Below are 17,417 nucleotides of genomic sequence, written 5' to 3' on the forward strand. Positions count from 1 at the left end.
CTCTTTGTAAGTCTCGATAGATTTATTTAGAGCGTAATTCCACCACCATCTAGCACACCCAAAAGTTTGAGCTAATTGGATTTGTTGCTCAAGTGACGGATATAAACGGACTTGTACCACTTTGTGTAACACTTCACTTTCACCTCCTTGATAGGAATACTCTACCACAAATGTATTTTATGATAAAGTACTTAAACAAAATAATTAGGGATTCGTCATACATCCGAAATTTGTTTTTGCTTGATGCAAAAAATCAATTCCAGATGCAATCCTCATCCCCTGCTCCCTATCCCCACCTTATGAGTACATTGAAGGTGGGGACTTCCGCAACACGTTAAAAAGCGTTGAGTGTAGAAATGAACTATGGAATCAAAACAAGATAACATTACTATTCTTCAGGAAGTTGAGAAGCGTTTACGGCGGCTGTCTCCAGAAAGATTGCAGATAGTGAGTGATTTTCTCGCTGATCTGGAGGAAAGAGAAGAAGCTAAACGTGTGCAGCCTGGATACTTTGATTCTGCCAATAAAAACAGAGTATAAGTGTTGAGGTCACACTTTGCAGTGGATGGCTTGGTAGTTACTCTGATTGTCTATGCCCTCAATAGAGACAGCGTAAATTATCTATCTTTTCAGTCCCCTACTGCTAGCGATCTCTTATTTTTTCTCCCTCTCACTAATACATTCTTTGTCTTATTTGTCAATGCGTAAGTTCTGAAGGTGTGTCATGTCTAATTTAGAGAATTTTCATCAACTAAACAACAGTAGTCCTTTTGATGTCACTAAATCCCAAGATAAGGAGGAAGTGCCATTTTATCAAACCCGCTCACATAAGCTTTACGTCAGGTTTTGTTCACTATCGTTGTTGTCAATGACACGAAATATTCGCCAAGGGTCGGCGGGAGAGTTGCGACGAAGAAGCCAGCAGTTAACACCGACCATTTTAGGCTCAAGGGTATATTTACCAATCGTATAAAAAGTGTTGTCGTCCAAAGGGATGTATTCCCAATTTTCGTATTTCATAACGAGAAGGTTTTTTTCCTTTCCATAGGCATTAACAATTCCTTCATAATATTTATCACGCCCATAGATAAGTCCAGATGGCTCTTTCGAGTCTTTTGCGTTGGCAATTCCCACATCCTCTGTCGCCAGATATTTCATCTCCTCAAACTTTTCCGCTGCGTACAACTCGTTCCAACGTTTGGCAAACTGCTTCAACTGCTCGATCACCTGCTTAGTCTCTTCACTTGTCATTTTTTTCTCCTTTCTACTGAGATAACCATATACTAATATCCTAGAAATACCTTTGCCAAAATGAGAATGAGTTTTTAGACTGGATAAGGGTTTCAGAACAAAATTTGTGTAATTAATTTTGTATTACCACTTACTTGTATCCATTCTTTAAAAGCCAGCAACAGATAGAGCCTTGTCTCATCTGTTGCCAAATTTTAGCAAATTGGTATTAGTCAGGACATCCTTGTTGATACAAGCAGCATTCTTTCGGCTGCTCTGGTAACATCTTTGCAACTTTACTCCAAATCTTTGAATCTGGCTGTTCCATCCCGAAAGTTGTATAGTTCTGACTTACTAACGGGGCTTTAGCTTCGTTGGGATTACCAGAGAAGTAGAAAGATTGGGGATGGCGATAAGGTTTAGCCGTCTTGTCAAAACTGTCTGGAGTGGGGTTTTTATAGAAAGCGTATCCAAATAAAATTTCTAGCTTATCTTTTGGAAGAAATATGGAGTATGCTTGCAGAGAATTATTGAGATGAGTACTCTCTTTTGGTTGATAAGGCAAATGCTTAATAAAATCAGTGCGTGGAGGGTGGTTATGAGGTGAGAACAAACAGATCCTTGGCTTCTGGTTCGGTTCTTGACCATAATTCAGAAAATAGGCTTTATTCCCCAAAGACACAAAAGCACAGGTATATTTATTGCTACGTGGAAAGATAGGCAAACACCGATCTCGATAATATTCCATCATCGCCCCAGATCCATCTTTCTGATCTTTGAGAATGTAAGTGGAATCGTAGTACGTTGTACCAGACGAAACCTCGTAATCACTGGGGGTCAAATTTTCAGGTGGTGAAGTGTAGGGAGGACGAAACTTGTCCTCTTTATAATCTTGAAATACCCGATACATTGTCCAATCACTAATCCACCACTTTGGGTATTGTGGATCGGTTGGTTCACCTTTCTTTCGCTTTTCTAGACAATTATCACCAAAATTTTCTGATTCTTGGCAAGTCTCATTATGTACAGTTCGAGTGGGGTATACGTTGGAGTCGTCAGAGGCTGTGCGTAATCCAAAGGCCCCCGCGTCACCACTGCCTAGAAAGACCATAGCAATTAAAAAGCAAGCTACTAAGGAAAGTAAGACTCGCTTTGTTATCAATAAAATCCAACTGAAATTGTTCATGAAGCCTCTTAATTGGATGTTGGGTGTTCTTTTCACTAGGCTGTAACCCTGACTCCAAATCTCTGGATTTGGCTTTTCCAGGCATAAATTAGTGTAGTTTTGGCTAGTGTAAGGACAGGGGTACTGTTTCCGAGTAAAAAATCTGTTCTACTACCAAAAAAAATTGCTTTTTCTGCCCTTCACAATTGGTATTCAAATGAAGGTGCAACACGCTTCTCAGCATCAGGCCCTGTTTTAATTTTCAGTTCTGCCATCTCCTCAGCTTGCAACTTTAATTCAAACATCACTCCGATAGTTGTATTTAAGTAATCTGGGTGACCATTGAAAGTCTTTTGCAAGCCGTTCAATAAGCTTGTGTAAGAGTGGTTGAACTGATCTACCAAGCGACGCGCTCGGCTACCTTCGGGATACATCTCGGCTTTAGAATTCTCTACAAGTGGATAAATCTTTTCAGAGTCTAGATTGATTGGTTGATTCAGGTCGTAGACAAATCTACCTGGATTTTCTGGGTCTGGGTCTGGGTCTGGGTCTGGGTCTGGCACCAGGCGACCACCTTTGATAATTTGAGCAAAGCGATAGTAATGAGCAGGCTGATTTTGTGGATCAAGGGGGCTAGACGTCTGGGTGGCTTGGCTTTTACCCTTACCGTTAAGAGAGCATACTCGTGTCTTCTGTTCGGTTGACATTCCTTCGCCCTGCACAATAATCAACTTCAAGGCTGAGGTGGCTTTGTCCACATCTGTGATTTCAAATAATTCCGTTCTTGGAAACCATTTTTCATTGAGAACCTGAGTGCGCGGTTGAATGCTTAATGCTCCCTGGTGATGTAAGTCTGTGATTTTTTTAATAATTGCTTGATAGAACGCTCCAATCGTTTGATACTCTTCTTCCGTTGCTCTCAGGGCGAAGGGGACGGGCTTGGCTGGGTAATCTTCCGGGTCTATAGAGGTTTCAATTTGCATAAAGGTGTTGGTGATTTGATCTATCGAGAGAGGCGCAAGTCCCACGATTAGATCCGGTTGCACCAATGGTAAGTGCCCTGGATAGGTGGGGATAAAGTCAGGTTTATTGACTTGGGGTGTACCACCAATGGCATTCAAAACATTGGCTGCAATGACCATATGCAGCATTTCTTCCCGCACCACTGAGAAAAGGATTTCGGCTACCTCCTGATTAGAGTTAGGTTGGATAGAATATAGTGCTGTTAGGTAAAGCGGAATGGTTGAATGTTCTAACTCGATCGCTGCTTGCAGATGTCGATAAAGATCCGCAGCTTGTGTGGCGTTTTGGATCTCTTGAATAATGCGAACGGGAATTTTTAACATACACTTCTCCTTCTTGTGTAAAGCGTTTTTATGTTACGGGTTGCGTTGAATTCGCCGCAGGGCGATTTGGAAATTTTGGTAACCGTGTGCGGTGCTATCGTCTTCTAATGGTGCAGCTGTATCTTTAGACTCTAGTGCAAATGATGGGATAGATGTTTTCTCAATTGCTTGTAGCCCTTCTGCTAGAGATAGTTTCTGTCCTTGTCCTAGCCGCAGGACATAGCTGCCATCGGCGTACTGCTCCCGCAACCATCGCAGAATTGTGACTCGCTTGGCACGAGAGAGGTCACGGGTAACTGGCATGGAATTGGGGTCATCAATATCTAAAGAAAAAGCCAATTCTAAAATGGCCCGATTCTCCCGCACTGAATCGTAGTCTCCCAGGTCAACCAAGCGCTTACTCATAATTGGATAGAGGTTGCCATACTGTTGGAAAATGGGGTGAATATGCTCGAACCAGGTAGGGCGATCGGGAATTGGATAAGCATCAAAGAGTAAAACGTAGATGCCATCAAGTGACTGTTTTTGACTGTCTGCCTGCCCTTGCAGAGAGTATAGCAGCGTATAAATTTGCCCATCAATGTAACCACGGGGATTACCAGGGTCTTGCGTTTCAATTAACAACTTGGCTTTACCAGCAGTATCTGTTGTCAGGTTCAGGGGTAAGTTTTTTAGTGCCTTCTTGGGCCAGTCTGTCCAAGGGCTTTCAGCCTTGGGAGGTCGGCGATCATTTTCCCCACCGCCGGCATTATTGTTCGGATCGCTGAAAGTTATATTCACTGAGGCATTGGGGAGTGGTTTGCCATAACGACTAGCAAAAAGTTCGATCTCAGCTGTTTCTGTTGGCTCAACTCGTTGCACAAACTTATCGGCGCGAACCAATAACCCGCCAAGACTTTCCCGAACCAAGACTTTCCCTGTATTGCTATCAAGCATTTGAATCAGCGCCAAAGGACTGTTCTGTATTAACTCCCGTTGTTCGGGAAGCAAAGGTGTAGCCCAAATTCCAGCCGTTTTCGACAACCAGTCTGGCGTGCGATAGGGAATTAGGCTGCCTAATGCCACAAACCCTTCGTTTTTGGACAGGGTTTCAGACTCCTGAGTATTTTCATCTTTGAGAATTACTAACTGAAGTTCACCAAGGTCTTGCAATCCCAACTCAAAAGTCAAGGGTAGAGCATTGCCCAAATCAACTAAGACAGAGCTTTTATGGTCATCAATTAAGGCATCAAAGAAGTTGATTTTGTTCAGGAGAGATCCCGTCTTTTCATCAAGATTCGGTACCATCCGTCGCCCTTTAACAAACGAGCGAGGCTCATTCTCATCGTAAGGGCCGATCGCCCCAATTACTGTACCCAGGGTAAACCGATCCGCGTTCTTGTCTGTACTATAGCCAAAGGTGGTAAACCGGATTGACAGTTTCCCATTTGCTGATGCAGCCTTTATCTTTAGCGCCTCTAAAAACCTAGATCCCCGTAAATCATTCCCCCATTGCAGGTCTGTCAGCACCGACTGAAAAGCAGCAGAGGCTCCCGTAGAACCACCTGCTCCCTGACGACGACCAAACATGATGTCCCGGAAAGATGCTGGCTCAAACTGCGCGACCAGAAAATCCTGCTGACCGTCTGTTAACCGGATGGTTAGTCCCCAAATTCCAGAGACCATTTGCATTTGTGGGTCAAGATCTACCATCTTGCCTCCCACTCGGTTGTTAGAACCATCAATGGCAAGATTTACAGCAGAATCCTCAATTATTTCGCTATCGATAAAGAGAGACTTAACTTTACAGTTGATTAAACGGAATGCTCCTGAACCTATAGGATTCCACCAACCATTTAACACTTCGCCCATTTGAAAGTCTTGAAAACGCTGTTCAAAAGTTGCATTGTCATAATGTCTCACATCGTTGTTGACAGTGGAGACATCTGATTGAAAATCACCGGCAAACACCAGACGTAAGCTATTTTGATAACTCATTATTGGATTTAATTATAAACAGAATAAAATACTACTATTTTCATACACAAGATGCGAATAGCCGAAACGATACTTAACATCAGATAACATCATATATGAGGGCGGAGAATGTCCCACCCAATATCTACGGCTCATGTGAGATGCAGCGCAAACGCATCTAAATATTGACGAGTCTGAATCAGAGTGGGATTTAGCGAAACCCTTATTAAATAAGGATTTCAGTAAATTAACAAGGTGAAAAAATTAGGAATGGAGAGATTCCCATTACTAATGATGGAACTTATTCAGGTTTTGAAGGATTTTTACAAATATTAGAAATTAGGACTTACGCTTTTATGATATTTACCCGACCAAAAATATCCAATTAATTCTGCGTATTTTGGATTGCTGTACAGCTTTTCTATTACTGTATCATCAACACTTAAAATCCCTCCTTCTAAATTGATTATTTCTCTTACTATGTCAAATAAATCTTTTGGTTCGTATCTTTCTCTGAGCAAAAATCTATTCACACTATCATGTGAAACATCTCCCAATATTTCTGCTAATCGACTGCACCCTCCATGCTTTGGCTCTGACAGCAAGAACAGGGTGTAATACTCCAAATTACATTGTGCTGTTGAGGGTTTGCTGATTTCTCTAATTGTCCAATACCTTGAAAGTAGACGACATCTTTTTTCAATGCACTATTTTACCACCTCGTCAATGCGTAAGTCCTAATAACTTGCATTACAGGAAATACTAATAAACCGCTCAAAAATAGTTGCCGTTATTAGAGGTGCGATTTCTGTTATTTTAGCGATCGCATCTTATTCTTGAGAGTCCTGTTTAGCCCCTAAAGTTATCTCGTTCTCAGTGTCCGACTGGGAACGAGATAACAAGAGGCTCTGCCTCTTAACTTGACGGCAGAGCCAAATAAAGACTTAACAGAAAAAATCAGCTTATCCCATCCTTCTAAGACCTGAGTTGTGCCTTTGGCTGACTTGAGCCAACAGGTAAAGCCCGATGTTCAGATCCCGAAGTTCCATTAGAAAAATCTGGAGGCTTTGAATCTTGCGATCGCTTCGGAGAAAATATAGCATGAGCCAGGCTCTTAACCAAAATATAAAGAATTGGCACTAAAAACAAACTCAAGAACGTCGAAAGCAGCAGCCCCCCAAAGAGCGCTGTTCCTAAAGACCAACGGCTGCTTGCTCCAGCCCCTTCAGAGATCACCAAGGGCAAAAATCCTAACAGCGCTGCAAAGGAAGTCATTAAAATCGGCCGCAGACGTTCTTGCCCTGCTTTTATCGCTGCCCGCGTGTAGCTCATTCCCCGCTCATTCAGCTGATTAGCAAACTCTACGACTAAAATAGCGTTCTTCGCGGCTAGACCAATCAAAGTCACCAAACCCACCTGGCAATAGATATCATCCACCACTTTCGGGAAAATGCTATCTGCCATGAAAATATTGGAACGTAGCCAAATCGCCGTCATCGCTCCCAAAATTGCCAAGGGAACTGTTAGCAAAATAATGATTGGGTCAACGTAGCTTTCATACTGAGCCGATAGCACCAGAAAGACAATAAGGATCGCTAAGGCAAAAATCAAGCCCGTAGATCCCCCAGATGTCTTTTCTTGGAGATAAGTCCCTGTCCACTCATAACCAAATCCTTGAGGTAATATCTCTGCTGCTAGTTCCTCCATTGCTTTAATCGCCTGTCCAGAACTAGCACCGGCAGCAGGAGCGCCCTGTACTTTGATTGACCTATACAAGTTGTAATGCGAGATGGTTTTTGGCCCCACAAAGGGAGTAATCTTCACCAGATTGCTCAACGGAATCATCGCCCCGCTTCCAGAGCGCACATACAGCTTGCCAATATCATCTGGATTAGAGCGGAAAACCCCATCCGCTTGGACATATACTCGATACTGTCGCTGTCCCTGCACAAAGTCATTCACATATTGCGACCCCAAGTAAGCTTGCAGTGCCCCAAAGATGTCGTTGATCTCGACGTTGAGAGATTTGGCTTGGTTACGATTTACCTCGATTTCAAATTGGGGAGTGTTTGCAGTGAACTGAGTGAAGACTCTTTGTAGAACAGGGTTTTTATTTGCCGATGCAATTAACTTTTGAGCAGTATCAACCAGGGTTTGAATCGGCGCACTTCCGGTTTTGTCTTGAATCATAAACTCAAAACCACCCGTACTACTTAATCCTCTCACCGGAGGAGCATTCACAGCGATCGCTCTGGCTTCTGTAATTACAGAGAGCTTTTTGTTCAACCTCTGAAGTATTCCATAGACAGACTCAGATTCTTCAGTTCTTTCTTCCCAGGGTTTCAGGTTAACAAAGGCAATGGCTAAATTAGAAGCATTGCCATCGAAACCAAAGCCATTGATCACAAAACTAGCTCTAACTTCGGGAAGCGATGTTACTTCTTTGGCAACCCTGTCCATGACAGATTCGGTGTATTTCAAAGAAACCCCGTCAGGCCCTTGAACAATTACAAAAAAGTAACCCTGATCTTCCTCTGGAATAAATCCGGTAGGCACTGCTCTGTACATCAAAACCGTTGCTAGTAAACCAGTGATGAAAACCCCAATTACAATCGGCTTGATATGGGTAAGGTAGCTAACAAACCTGAGATATCGGCGCGAAAACCAGGCAAATCCCCCGTTAAACTGCGTAAAGAACCAACCTAAAGGCCCTCGTGGAATCTGAGCCGGGCGCATCAGGATAGCTGCCATACTCGGAGAGAAAGTTAAGGCATTAAAGGTCGAAATGCCAATGGAGCAAGCAACGGTTAACGCAAATTGTTTGTAGACAATCCCAGTAGTACCTGGAATGAAAGCAACTGGAATAAATACCGCCATGAGTACAAGTGAAGTGGCAATAATTGCCCCGGTTAACTCTTTCATAGCTTCGACGGCGGCATCAAAGGGCTTCATCCCCTCCTCTAGTTTGACTGCAACTGCCTCCACCACAATAATGGCATCATCCACAACAATACCGATCGCCAGGACGAAACCAAATAAGGTCAGTGTATTAATCTGAAATCCCAAAACTAACAGAGCCGCACATGTCCCAACCAGGGAAATGGGGATCGCAACAGTGGGAATAATTGTGGTGCGCCAGTCTTGCAAAAAGACAAAAATTACCAAGACTACCAGGATAATAGCCTCAACCAAAGTGTGCAGAACTTCTTCTAAAGAAATTTCTACAAATGGAGTGGTATCAAATGCTAACTGCGCTTTTAGTCCAGGTGGAAAATTCTTCGTTAGCTCTGTGATTTGGTCTTCAACAGCATGAGCAACGTCCAAGGCATTACTACCCGGAAGTTGATATATCCCCAAACCTACGGCTGCCTTGGGATCATTTCCTGGTATGGTGAATTTGGCATCAGCGAGATAGTTCTCTGCTCCCAGTTCAACTCGACCGACATCTCTGACCTTAACCAGGGTGCTATTAGTATCACCTTGACTCACCTTCAGCACCATCTCTTCAAATTCAGCCGCATCTTTAAATCGACTACTTGCCCGTAAAGCAAATTCAAAGCTTTGATTATCTGGGGCTGGTTCCTTACCAATCGCCCCTGCACCCACCTGAATATTTTGTTCTTGCAGGGCGACTGTAACATCTTGGGGAGTCAATTGATGTTGAGCAAGCTTGTTAGGATCAAGCCAAAGACGCATGGCATATTTGCGCTCCCCAAGAATCGTGGCTTTTCCTACACCAGGAAGCCGTTTGATCTGATCGAGAATAAACAGATCGACATAGTTACTGATAAAAATGTTGTCATACTCATTATTTTCTGAGTAAAATCCATAGACGAGAAGCAGACTGCTTGATGCCGTTTCAACGTTGACACCTGTTCGTTGAACAGTATCTGGCAGTTGAGGTGAAGCAAGTGCTTGTTTATTTTGAACGTTTACTTGAGCAATATCGCTATTGACATTAGTTGGGAAGGAGACAGTTATATTGCTGGAACCATCATTACCCGTATTAGAAGATATATAAGATACATCTTTAACACCATTAATTTGTCGCTCAATAATGTTGGTGACAGTGCTTTCTGTTGTTTGAGCATCCGCACCAATATTGTTGGAGCTAACGGTAATTTGTACCGGGGCGAGGTCTGGTAGCTGAGAAATCGGAAGGATCGGAATACAGATGCCTCCGAGCAGCAAAATGATCAACGTACAGACTGTCGTCAGGACTGGACGTTTGATGAAGGTATTGACAAACATAATTCAAAATTCAAAAGAGTTTCAGACAAAGCGAAAAGTGTGCAGAAGAGGGGGTTTCCCTGATCAACACCTTTCTTTTCAGGAGAGAGAAGTACCTTGCGCCGGACTTTACTGGTTTGAGACTCTGGCATACAGTTTTACAATCTAATTCCTACTCAAAATCGCGATCGCATCGGATTGCTCACGCTGAGAAAAACTGTAGCCGAGTTTATTATGTGGATTGCTATATAGCGCTTCTCACTCGTATAAAGTACACAAAACCTTTACCCAGCAAGAGATTTAATTATAAGAGTGTAGATCATCTTTCCATTAAACGCCATCTATTTAGACAGCGTTTAATGTAAAGATAAGGATGGAATCAAAGCAAGATGACATTACTATTCTTCAGGAAGCTGAGAAACGTTTACGCGTTTTATTGATAGCTTATCGGTAAGTGTGGTGTAGGTCTCAAGTATTAATCAATAACTTGCATTACAGGAAATACTAATGAACCGCTCAAAAATAGTTGCCATTCTTACAGGCGCGATTTCTGTTATTTTAGCGATCGCCTACCTGATCTTAGTCCAACTCCTAGACTACCGCGATATGAAACCCGCCCCTATCAGCCAAGTTGACTCACCACCTGCCATTGCTATCTCTTGCTGGCAGGTTGACAAAAGCACACAAATATAGATTATATTTATTCGATTTGTAGAGACGCAATTGATTGCGTCTCTTGTCATTTAGATCAATTGATAAAACCAATGATTACTATTGATTCATCCCTCACTCAATGTATAGATAAAAATTAATCGTTACTATTCGTTACTTAAATCGTTCCTTATATAAGATTTAATTAGAGTTAGTATGTCAAATTTATTTAATAAAGTAATTCCATTTTGCTTGATATAAAGGTAAGCTGTTTCTAACAAGAATTAGCAAAGATAAATTTGCATTATCTGCGGCAGCTACGCCCATCGTAGACATGGCAGGATTAACTGGGATCAACGCAAGTTGATTTAAAACCAGAATTTTTGATGAAAATCTAGAGGTAAATTGATGGGTCAGTTTCTACTTGAGACTGTTTGGCTAGTTCCTTGCTATGCCTTAATAGGTGGCTTGTTAGCCGTGCCTTGGTCGCCGGGGATCATTCGTAACACAGGGCCAAGACCGGCGGGTTATGTCAATTTGATCATGACATTGTTGGCGTTTGTGCATAGTGCGATCGCTTTACAATTAACTTGGAATCATCCACCCCAACAAGTGTTTATTCCTTGGCTGTCTACGGCTGGTTTAGACCTCACCATTGCTATAGAAATTTCCTCGATTAGTGTCGGCGCTTTAGTTGTGATTACTGGCTTGAATTTCCTGGCGCAGATATTTGCGATCGGCTACATGGAAATGGATTGGGGTTGGGGACGCTTCTATTCGCTATTAGGATTATTTGAAGCAGGATTATGCGCCCTTGCTCTCTGTAATAACTTGTTTTTCAGTTATATAATTCTGGAAGTCCTAACTTTAGGAACCTACCTGTTAGTTGGCTTATGGTTTAGTCAGCCGTTGGTAGTCACGGGTGCGAGAGATGCTTTCTTAACTAAGCGGGTGGGAGACTTATTCTTACTGATGGGTGTGTTGGCACTATGGCCCCTCGCCGGAACTTGGAGTTATCCAGAACTAGCCGAGTGGGCGGCTACTGCAAATGTTAACCCGACAATAATGGCACTTGTAGGTTTAGCTTTAATTGCTGGGCCGATGGGTAAATGCGCTCAATTTCCCCTGCACCTATGGCTAGATGAAGCGATGGAAGGCCCGGTTCCCAGTACAATTTTGCGGAACTCGGTAGTAGTCGCTAGTGGTGCGTGGGTGCTGATTAAACTGCAACCTGTGTTAAGCCTGTCGCCCATAGTTTCCTCCGCAATGGTGGGAATTGGTGCGGTAACAGCCGTGGGTGCTTCTTTAATTGCGATCGCTCAAATTGACGTTAAACGCTGTCAATCCTATTCTGTCAGTGCATACATGGGGTTAGTGTTCATTGCTGTGGGAGTGCAGCAAGACGAAGCAGCACTATTGTTAGTCCTCACCCATGCGATATCCGCAGCGCTTTTGGTGATGAGTACTGGGGGAATTATTTGGAATAGCGTCACCCAAGATGTCACCCAATTAGGCGGACTTTGGACACGCCGCCCGATTTCAGGAATAGCATTTATCGTCGGGACTTTAGGGTTAATTGGTTTTCCACCCTTGGGTAGCTTTTGGGCGCTGATAAAGTTAGCCGATGGGTTGTGGGAAACGCAACCTTGGTTAGTAGGAATAATAATAACGGTAAATGCTTTGACAGCCGTGAGTTTAACCAGAGAATTCTGTTTAATTTTTGCTGGTAAACCTAAACAAATGAGTGAGCGATCGCCTGAAGCACACTGGCCGATGATTTTACCGATGATGATTTTACTTGGCTTTACCCTGCATCTACCTTTAGTGTTGCAAAGCTTATCACTTTTACCCGATTGGGCAACTTTAAATAAAGATGTCGCACTACTTTTAATTTGGTCGAGTATTTCCGGTTGCAGCATCACTGCGTTGATTTATTTAGGCAATATTCCTAAACCGATTCGTCTCCCTTGGAAAGGTTTACAAGACTTATTCGCCTACGATTTTTACACCCCCAAACTCTATCGGATGACCATTATTTTCAGCGTTGCTAAAATTTCCCAACTTGCCGATATGATTGACCGCTTTGTAGTCGATGGCATCGTTAATTTAGTTGGTTTATTTTCCCTATTAGGTGGCGAAAGTCTCAAGTACAGTACTTCTGGACAACCCCAGTTTTATGCTTTAACTGTTCTTCTCGGAGTCAGCGTTTTGGGAGTGTGGGTAACTTGGCCATTTTGGGGAGTGCAGTTTTTAGATATGATTTTTCAAATATCTACAATCAGGTAGTTAGTGACCGTTTTAGTGCAAACTGACAGTTTAATATTGCGAGGATAATTCAATGAGCATACAAGATACCCAATTAAATCTTTCTAGAAGAAGTTTACTCAAGTTTGGTGCAGGTGCGATCGGTACAGGGGTAGTGACAGCAGGACTTGGCTCAAACTTACTTGCAGCCGAAAAAGCGCCCGCAGAAGATGAAATTACCCCCGATAAGGCATTGCAAGAATTACTAGATGGTAATGACAGATTTGTGAAAAGAAAACGTCGTAACGGCAACCAAACCTATTCACGTTTAGTCGAAGTTGCCAAAGGTCAAAAACCATTTGCTTCTATTTTAGGGTGTGCAGATTCACGAGTTCCTTCAGAGATTGTTTTTGACCAAGGACTTGGAGATTTATTTGTCTGCCGTGTAGCTGGTAATATTGCTACAGCAGAAGAAATTGGTAGCCTAGAATTTGGCAGCTTAGTGTTAGGTTCTAAAGTGATCATGGTAGTCGGGCATGAAAGATGTGGTGCAGTAGAAGCTGCAATTAAAGGCGCTCAAGTACCGGGGCAAATTGGCAGTTTGCTTGAGGCGATTAAACCAAGTGTAGAAAGCTCAAAAGAGCAATCAGGAGACAAGCTAGAAAACGCCTGTAAAGCAAATATTTTGTTACAAATTAAAAAGTTGAAATCATCGCCAGTTTTATCTAAGTTAATAGATGAAGAAAAACTGACAATAGCCGGTGGTTACTATGATTTAGATACTGGCAAAATCAGTCTAGTCAATTAGCTTTTTTCTAAATCTCGTTCCCAGTCTCCGACTGGGAATGCGAATTCAGGGGCTACTGCCTCACGAATTCGCGGCAGAGCCGCAATGAAGTGCGTTCCCAGTCGGAGACTGGGAACGAGGAGAAAGGACAAAGGAGAAAATTAGTATGTTAAGTGTTTTGATTTGGCTCCCGATTTTTGCCGCTACTTTCATCGCAATATTACCTGTCAATATCCCTACTCATCGCATTCGTTTAGCAGCATTATGGTTTTCTGGGATAGTTTTTGTCTGGAACCTTTTCATCCTACTAAAATTTGATATCAGCAATCCTGGAATGCAATTTCAAGAATATCTTCCCTGGAATGAAACTCTCGGTTTGAGTTATCAATTAGGCGTTGATGGGCTTTCTATATTGATGGTGGTGTTAAATAGCCTGCTAACTTGGATTGCTATTTACAGCAGCAGTAGCCAAACTGAACGCCCCCGCCTATTTTACTCGATGATTTTATTAGTTAGTGGCGGGGTAGCGGGTGCTTTTTTAGCAGAGAATTTGTTGCTATTCTTCCTATTTTACGAACTAGAATTAATCCCATTTTATTTACTAATTTCCATTTGGGGAGGGGAAAAACGAGCTTATGCTGGGATGAAGTTCCTGATTTATACTGCTGTTTCGGGAGCATTAATTCTGGCAACATTTTTGGGTATGGTGTGGCTGAGTGGTTCTACCAATTTTGCTTTTGATGCAGTCTCTACAGAAAACTTGTCAACAGCAAAACAAATCCTTTTACTAGCAGGAATAGTATTAGGTTTTGGTATAAAAATTCCCTTAGTTCCCTTTCATACTTGGCTACCCGATGCTTATGTTGAGGCTTCAGCACCAATTGCCATTCTTCTCGGTGGTGTGTTGGCAAAACTGGGAACCTATGGACTGTTGCGATTTGGCTTGGGTATGTTTCCCCATGCTTGGAGTATTATTGCACCGACTTTGGCAATTTGGGGAGCAATTACCGCCATTTATGGGGCAGTAATTGCGATCGCTCAAAAAGATATCAAGCGCATGGTAGCATACAGTTCCATCGGCCACATGGGCTACGTATTGCTAGCTTGTGCCGCCAGCACTCCCCTAGCACTCGTTGGTGCAGTCGCCCAAATGTTTAGCCACGGCATCATCTTGGCGATTCTCTTCCACTTGGTGGGAGTTGTAGAAGCCAAAGTCGGCACCCGTGAGTTAGATAAACTCAATGGTTTGATGAGTCCCATACGCGGTTTACCTCTAATTAGTGCCCTACTAGTTTTAGGTGGTATGGCTAGTGCAGGTATTCCCGGTTTAACAGGATTCATCGCCGAATTTCTCGTTTTTCAAGGTAGTTTTTCTGTCTTTCCCATCTCGACAATTTTGTGTGTAGTAGCTAGTGGCTTAACCGCAGTTTATTTTGTCATCCTCCTCAACGGCACTTGTTTTGGCAGACTCGATAATTTAGCCTACTATCCCAAAGTACTATGGTCTGAGAAAATGCCAGCGTTGATTTTGGCAGCTTTGATCATCTTTTTAGGAGTACAACCCATTTGGTTAGTGCGTTGGAGTGAATCCACAACTACAACAATGGTGGCTGCAATTCCCTCCTTAGAAAAAACCGTAATCTCGAAAGTAGCGCTGAAATAGTAAATAGAGCAAAACACTTGTAGAGACGGCGATTTATCGCGTCTCAAAACCTATCCCCACAGACGCGATAAATCGCGTCTCTACCCATTTATTACCATGACAGCAATTAAAACAGCGACTAAATTACCTCCTTCAAAGCATGAATTTGCTGAAGTAATTCACCGCTTAGAAGCAGGCGGTGCAATGTTACCTGATACTCCAGAAAACTTGATGCAAATCATCGGTTTATATAAAGCTTATGCTGTACCAATGGATTTTTATTGGCGTGACCTGCTTTATATTGCCGAACGCGAATTTTTAAACCCGTTACCCTTCTTTAAATACTTCTTACCTAAAGAATATTTAGAACTGCATAATCATTATGCTGGCGATGATGCCGATTTACGAATTTGGCGCGGCGAAGCCACAGCCCATCCAGAACTTTTGGCATTTATTGAGAAGGGTGAAACTTTTAAAATGCCAAAGTTGTTGCACCACTTGTTCCACGATCGCATTAACATGGAATTCGCTGAAGCTTGTATGCGGGCGATGCTGTGGCATAGAGGGATGGGTGGACAATTTGACCCTTACCTAGATTCAGAAGAATACAAAGCCAACGCTGACAAGGCAATTAAAGCTTACTTCCAAGGCAACCCCGTAATGCTGGGACTGTACAAACTGTTCCCTGATATGTTTTTAGAACAGTGCCGCCAGATGTCATACTACGCTAATCTGGGCTTATTCTGGGAAGTCATGGCCCCGGTATTCTTTGAAATGTCTGACCGCTATGACGAAGGCACGATTACCAGCGTTCCAGAGGCGATGAGCTTCTTAGTTAATGGTATATTTGCGATCGCAGGTCGTCCCATTTACCATCACGTTTATATTCGTGGACAATGTTACGAAATCATCTCTAAATCCAAGGGTTTCACATGGCTATATGAAGCAGCATTACCTTATGTAGAAGCTGTTTTCTATCGCACCGCACCCTTCCGAGGGACAAAATCTTATAATGCTCAAGCGCGTCAAGTACCAGAAGACCAGAAAGACTTTCACTATGGTATTCTTTACGCTGATGTATTTCCAGTGGGTACTGCTGGCATTCCCCCCACCTTGTTAATGCAAGATATGTTGCATTTTTTGCCCCCTTATCTTATTGATTACTACAGCCAACATTGCCGGGGTGAAGAAGATATGTTGATTCAATTGGGTGTTAGTTTTCAACGCTCAATGTACTGTGTAACTTCTGCGGTAATTCAAGCCTTACGAGCTGCTCTTTTGTATCCTTTAGATGACCCAAATCCCAAACATTTACAAGCCAATCGAGATTTTTTTGAAATGCAGCTAAATCGCTTTACTCGTCCTGAATATAACATTCGTGATGCTGCCCGTTTAGGGAGCATTCAAAAGCAAGATTATAGATAAGAGATTCCCCAAGTGCTTAAAATCATAGCTAACTACTTTTCAAACATCCTCTAAGAGGATGTTTGAAAAGTCCTCTTGTCGGTATCAAAAGTTTTAGATCCCTCTAAATCTCCCGATAACTTGGGAGACTTTGATTCCGGTTCCCCCCTTTTTAACCTACCGTGTACACACAAATCTTTCCTAAAACCTCACCCTGGTTATGCTACGCAAAACCTGTCCCTCTCCTTAGTAAGGAGAGGGATGTCCGCCAGGACAGGGTGAGGTTTTCCAAGGATTTCGGGTAATTCGATGACTTGTGGAGAGGGATGTCCGCCAGGACAGGGTGAGGTTTTCCAAGGATTTCGGGTAATTCGATGACTTGTGTGTACACCATAGCTTTTTAAGGACTACGGTGTACACACAAGTCTGAAGTTGTTCAAGAATCTGGGTTTTACCCCACTCTAACCACTGCTTGAATTTAATGAACGATACCTCCAATTCAATAAACGACCACCCGAATTCAATAAACGACCACCCGAATTCAATAAATGACCACCCGAATTCAATAAATGACCACCCGAATTCAATAAATGACCACCCGAATTCAATATATTTATTGCATAAATTCTCGAAACCTCACTTGAAACCTGATTTACTAAGGTTTTAGCTTTAGTTTTACCCCACCCTAACCATCACTGCGATTAAGTAGGTAATTTTTGGGATTTAAGAAGAAATTTTATCGCTAACCATCTTGATAAATCC

Annotated in this window: 11 protein-coding genes and 2 pseudogenes; 5 read left to right on the forward strand and 8 right to left on the reverse strand. The window is 42.6% G+C overall.

Features of this window, described 5'->3' with window-relative positions; all coding sequences use genetic code 11:
• The 8 genes and pseudogenes from F8S12_RS39885 to F8S12_RS39920 all read right to left on the reverse strand — a co-directional run.
• On the reverse strand, positions 1-132 hold a 132-nt coding region (locus F8S12_RS39885; protein ID WP_196521831.1), incomplete at its 3' end, for a helix-turn-helix domain-containing protein.
• Positions 133-464: 332 nt separating this feature from the next.
• Positions 465-587 (reverse strand): annotated as a pseudogene (locus tag F8S12_RS42195) (IS701 family transposase); the annotation flags it as partial.
• 247 nt (positions 588-834) lie between these two features.
• Positions 835-1,251: a hypothetical protein gene (locus F8S12_RS39895; protein WP_196521789.1), complete on the reverse strand. Its 417-nt coding sequence runs from the start codon at positions 1,249-1,251 to the stop codon at positions 835-837.
• 208 nt (positions 1,252-1,459) lie between these two features.
• On the reverse strand, positions 1,460-2,416 hold the full coding sequence (locus F8S12_RS39900; protein ID WP_196521790.1) for a hypothetical protein: 957 nt from the start codon (positions 2,414-2,416) through the stop codon (positions 1,460-1,462).
• Between the two features lie 179 nt (positions 2,417-2,595).
• Positions 2,596-3,741 carry a ferritin-like domain-containing protein gene (locus F8S12_RS39905; protein ID WP_196521791.1) on the reverse strand — a complete coding sequence of 382 codons (1,146 nt, stop codon included), beginning with the start codon at positions 3,739-3,741 and terminating at the stop codon, positions 2,596-2,598.
• 33 nt (positions 3,742-3,774) lie between these two features.
• On the reverse strand, positions 3,775-5,718 hold the full coding sequence (locus tag F8S12_RS39910; RefSeq protein ID WP_196521792.1) for a hypothetical protein: 1,944 nt from the start codon (positions 5,716-5,718) through the stop codon (positions 3,775-3,777).
• Between the two features lie 326 nt (positions 5,719-6,044).
• Positions 6,045-6,362, reverse strand: a pseudogene (locus F8S12_RS39915) (IS701 family transposase); the annotation flags it as partial.
• Between the two features lie 310 nt (positions 6,363-6,672).
• A complete protein-coding gene (locus tag F8S12_RS39920) occupies positions 6,673-9,948 on the reverse strand; it encodes an efflux RND transporter permease subunit (protein WP_196521793.1) in 3,276 nt (1,091 codons plus the stop codon).
• A gap of 486 nt (positions 9,949-10,434) precedes the next feature.
• Here F8S12_RS39920 and F8S12_RS39925 point away from each other — a divergent pair, with 486 nt between their 5' ends.
• The 5 genes from F8S12_RS39925 to F8S12_RS39945 all read left to right on the forward strand — a co-directional run bounded on the left by F8S12_RS39925 (position 10,435) and on the right by F8S12_RS39945 (position 16,676).
• Positions 10,435-10,620, forward strand: coding sequence for a hypothetical protein (locus F8S12_RS39925; protein ID WP_196521794.1), 186 nt, complete (start codon positions 10,435-10,437; stop codon positions 10,618-10,620).
• A 366-nt stretch (positions 10,621-10,986) separates the two neighbouring features.
• A complete protein-coding gene (locus tag F8S12_RS39930) occupies positions 10,987-12,864 on the forward strand; it encodes an NAD(P)H-quinone oxidoreductase subunit F (RefSeq protein ID WP_196521795.1) in 1,878 nt (625 codons plus the stop codon).
• 52 nt (positions 12,865-12,916) lie between these two features.
• A complete protein-coding gene (locus F8S12_RS39935; protein WP_196521796.1) occupies positions 12,917-13,630 on the forward strand; it encodes a carbonic anhydrase in 714 nt (237 codons plus the stop codon).
• 145 nt (positions 13,631-13,775) lie between these two features.
• Positions 13,776-15,272 (forward strand): NADH-quinone oxidoreductase subunit M, encoded by a 1,497-nt coding sequence (locus F8S12_RS39940; RefSeq protein WP_196521797.1) that lies wholly within the window; start codon positions 13,776-13,778, stop codon positions 15,270-15,272.
• Positions 15,273-15,368: 96 nt separating this feature from the next.
• The gene (locus tag F8S12_RS39945; RefSeq protein WP_196521798.1) at positions 15,369-16,676 is read left to right on the forward strand and encodes a CO2 hydration protein; all 1,308 of its coding nucleotides are present in this window, start codon (positions 15,369-15,371) and stop codon (positions 16,674-16,676) included.
• Positions 16,677-17,417: the final 741 nt, after the last annotated feature.

Origin of the sequence: Nostoc sp. WHI (genome assembly GCF_015714725.1) — a bacterium.
GTDB lineage: Bacteria > Cyanobacteriota > Cyanobacteriia > Cyanobacteriales > Nostocaceae > Nostoc.

Excerpts from the sequence above, each read along its gene's own strand:
- F8S12_RS39895 (WP_196521789.1), bottom strand. The coding sequence starts at position 1,251 with ATGACAAGTGAAGAGACTAAGCAGGTGATCGAGCAGTTGAAGCAGTTT.
- F8S12_RS39900 (WP_196521790.1), bottom strand. The coding sequence starts at position 2,416 with ATGAACAATTTCAGTTGGATTTTATTGATAACAAAGCGAGTCTTACTT.
- F8S12_RS39905 (WP_196521791.1), bottom strand. The coding sequence starts at position 3,741 with ATGTTAAAAATTCCCGTTCGCATTATTCAAGAGATCCAAAACGCCACA.
- F8S12_RS39910 (WP_196521792.1), bottom strand. The coding sequence starts at position 5,718 with ATGAGTTATCAAAATAGCTTACGTCTGGTGTTTGCCGGTGATTTTCAA.
- F8S12_RS39920 (WP_196521793.1), bottom strand. The coding sequence starts at position 9,948 with ATGTTTGTCAATACCTTCATCAAACGTCCAGTCCTGACGACAGTCTGT.
- F8S12_RS39925 (WP_196521794.1), top strand. The coding sequence starts at position 10,435 with ATGAACCGCTCAAAAATAGTTGCCATTCTTACAGGCGCGATTTCTGTT.
- F8S12_RS39930 (WP_196521795.1), top strand. The coding sequence starts at position 10,987 with ATGGGTCAGTTTCTACTTGAGACTGTTTGGCTAGTTCCTTGCTATGCC.
- F8S12_RS39935 (WP_196521796.1), top strand. The coding sequence starts at position 12,917 with ATGAGCATACAAGATACCCAATTAAATCTTTCTAGAAGAAGTTTACTC.
- F8S12_RS39940 (WP_196521797.1), top strand. The coding sequence starts at position 13,776 with ATGTTAAGTGTTTTGATTTGGCTCCCGATTTTTGCCGCTACTTTCATC.
- F8S12_RS39945 (WP_196521798.1), top strand. The coding sequence starts at position 15,369 with ATGACAGCAATTAAAACAGCGACTAAATTACCTCCTTCAAAGCATGAA.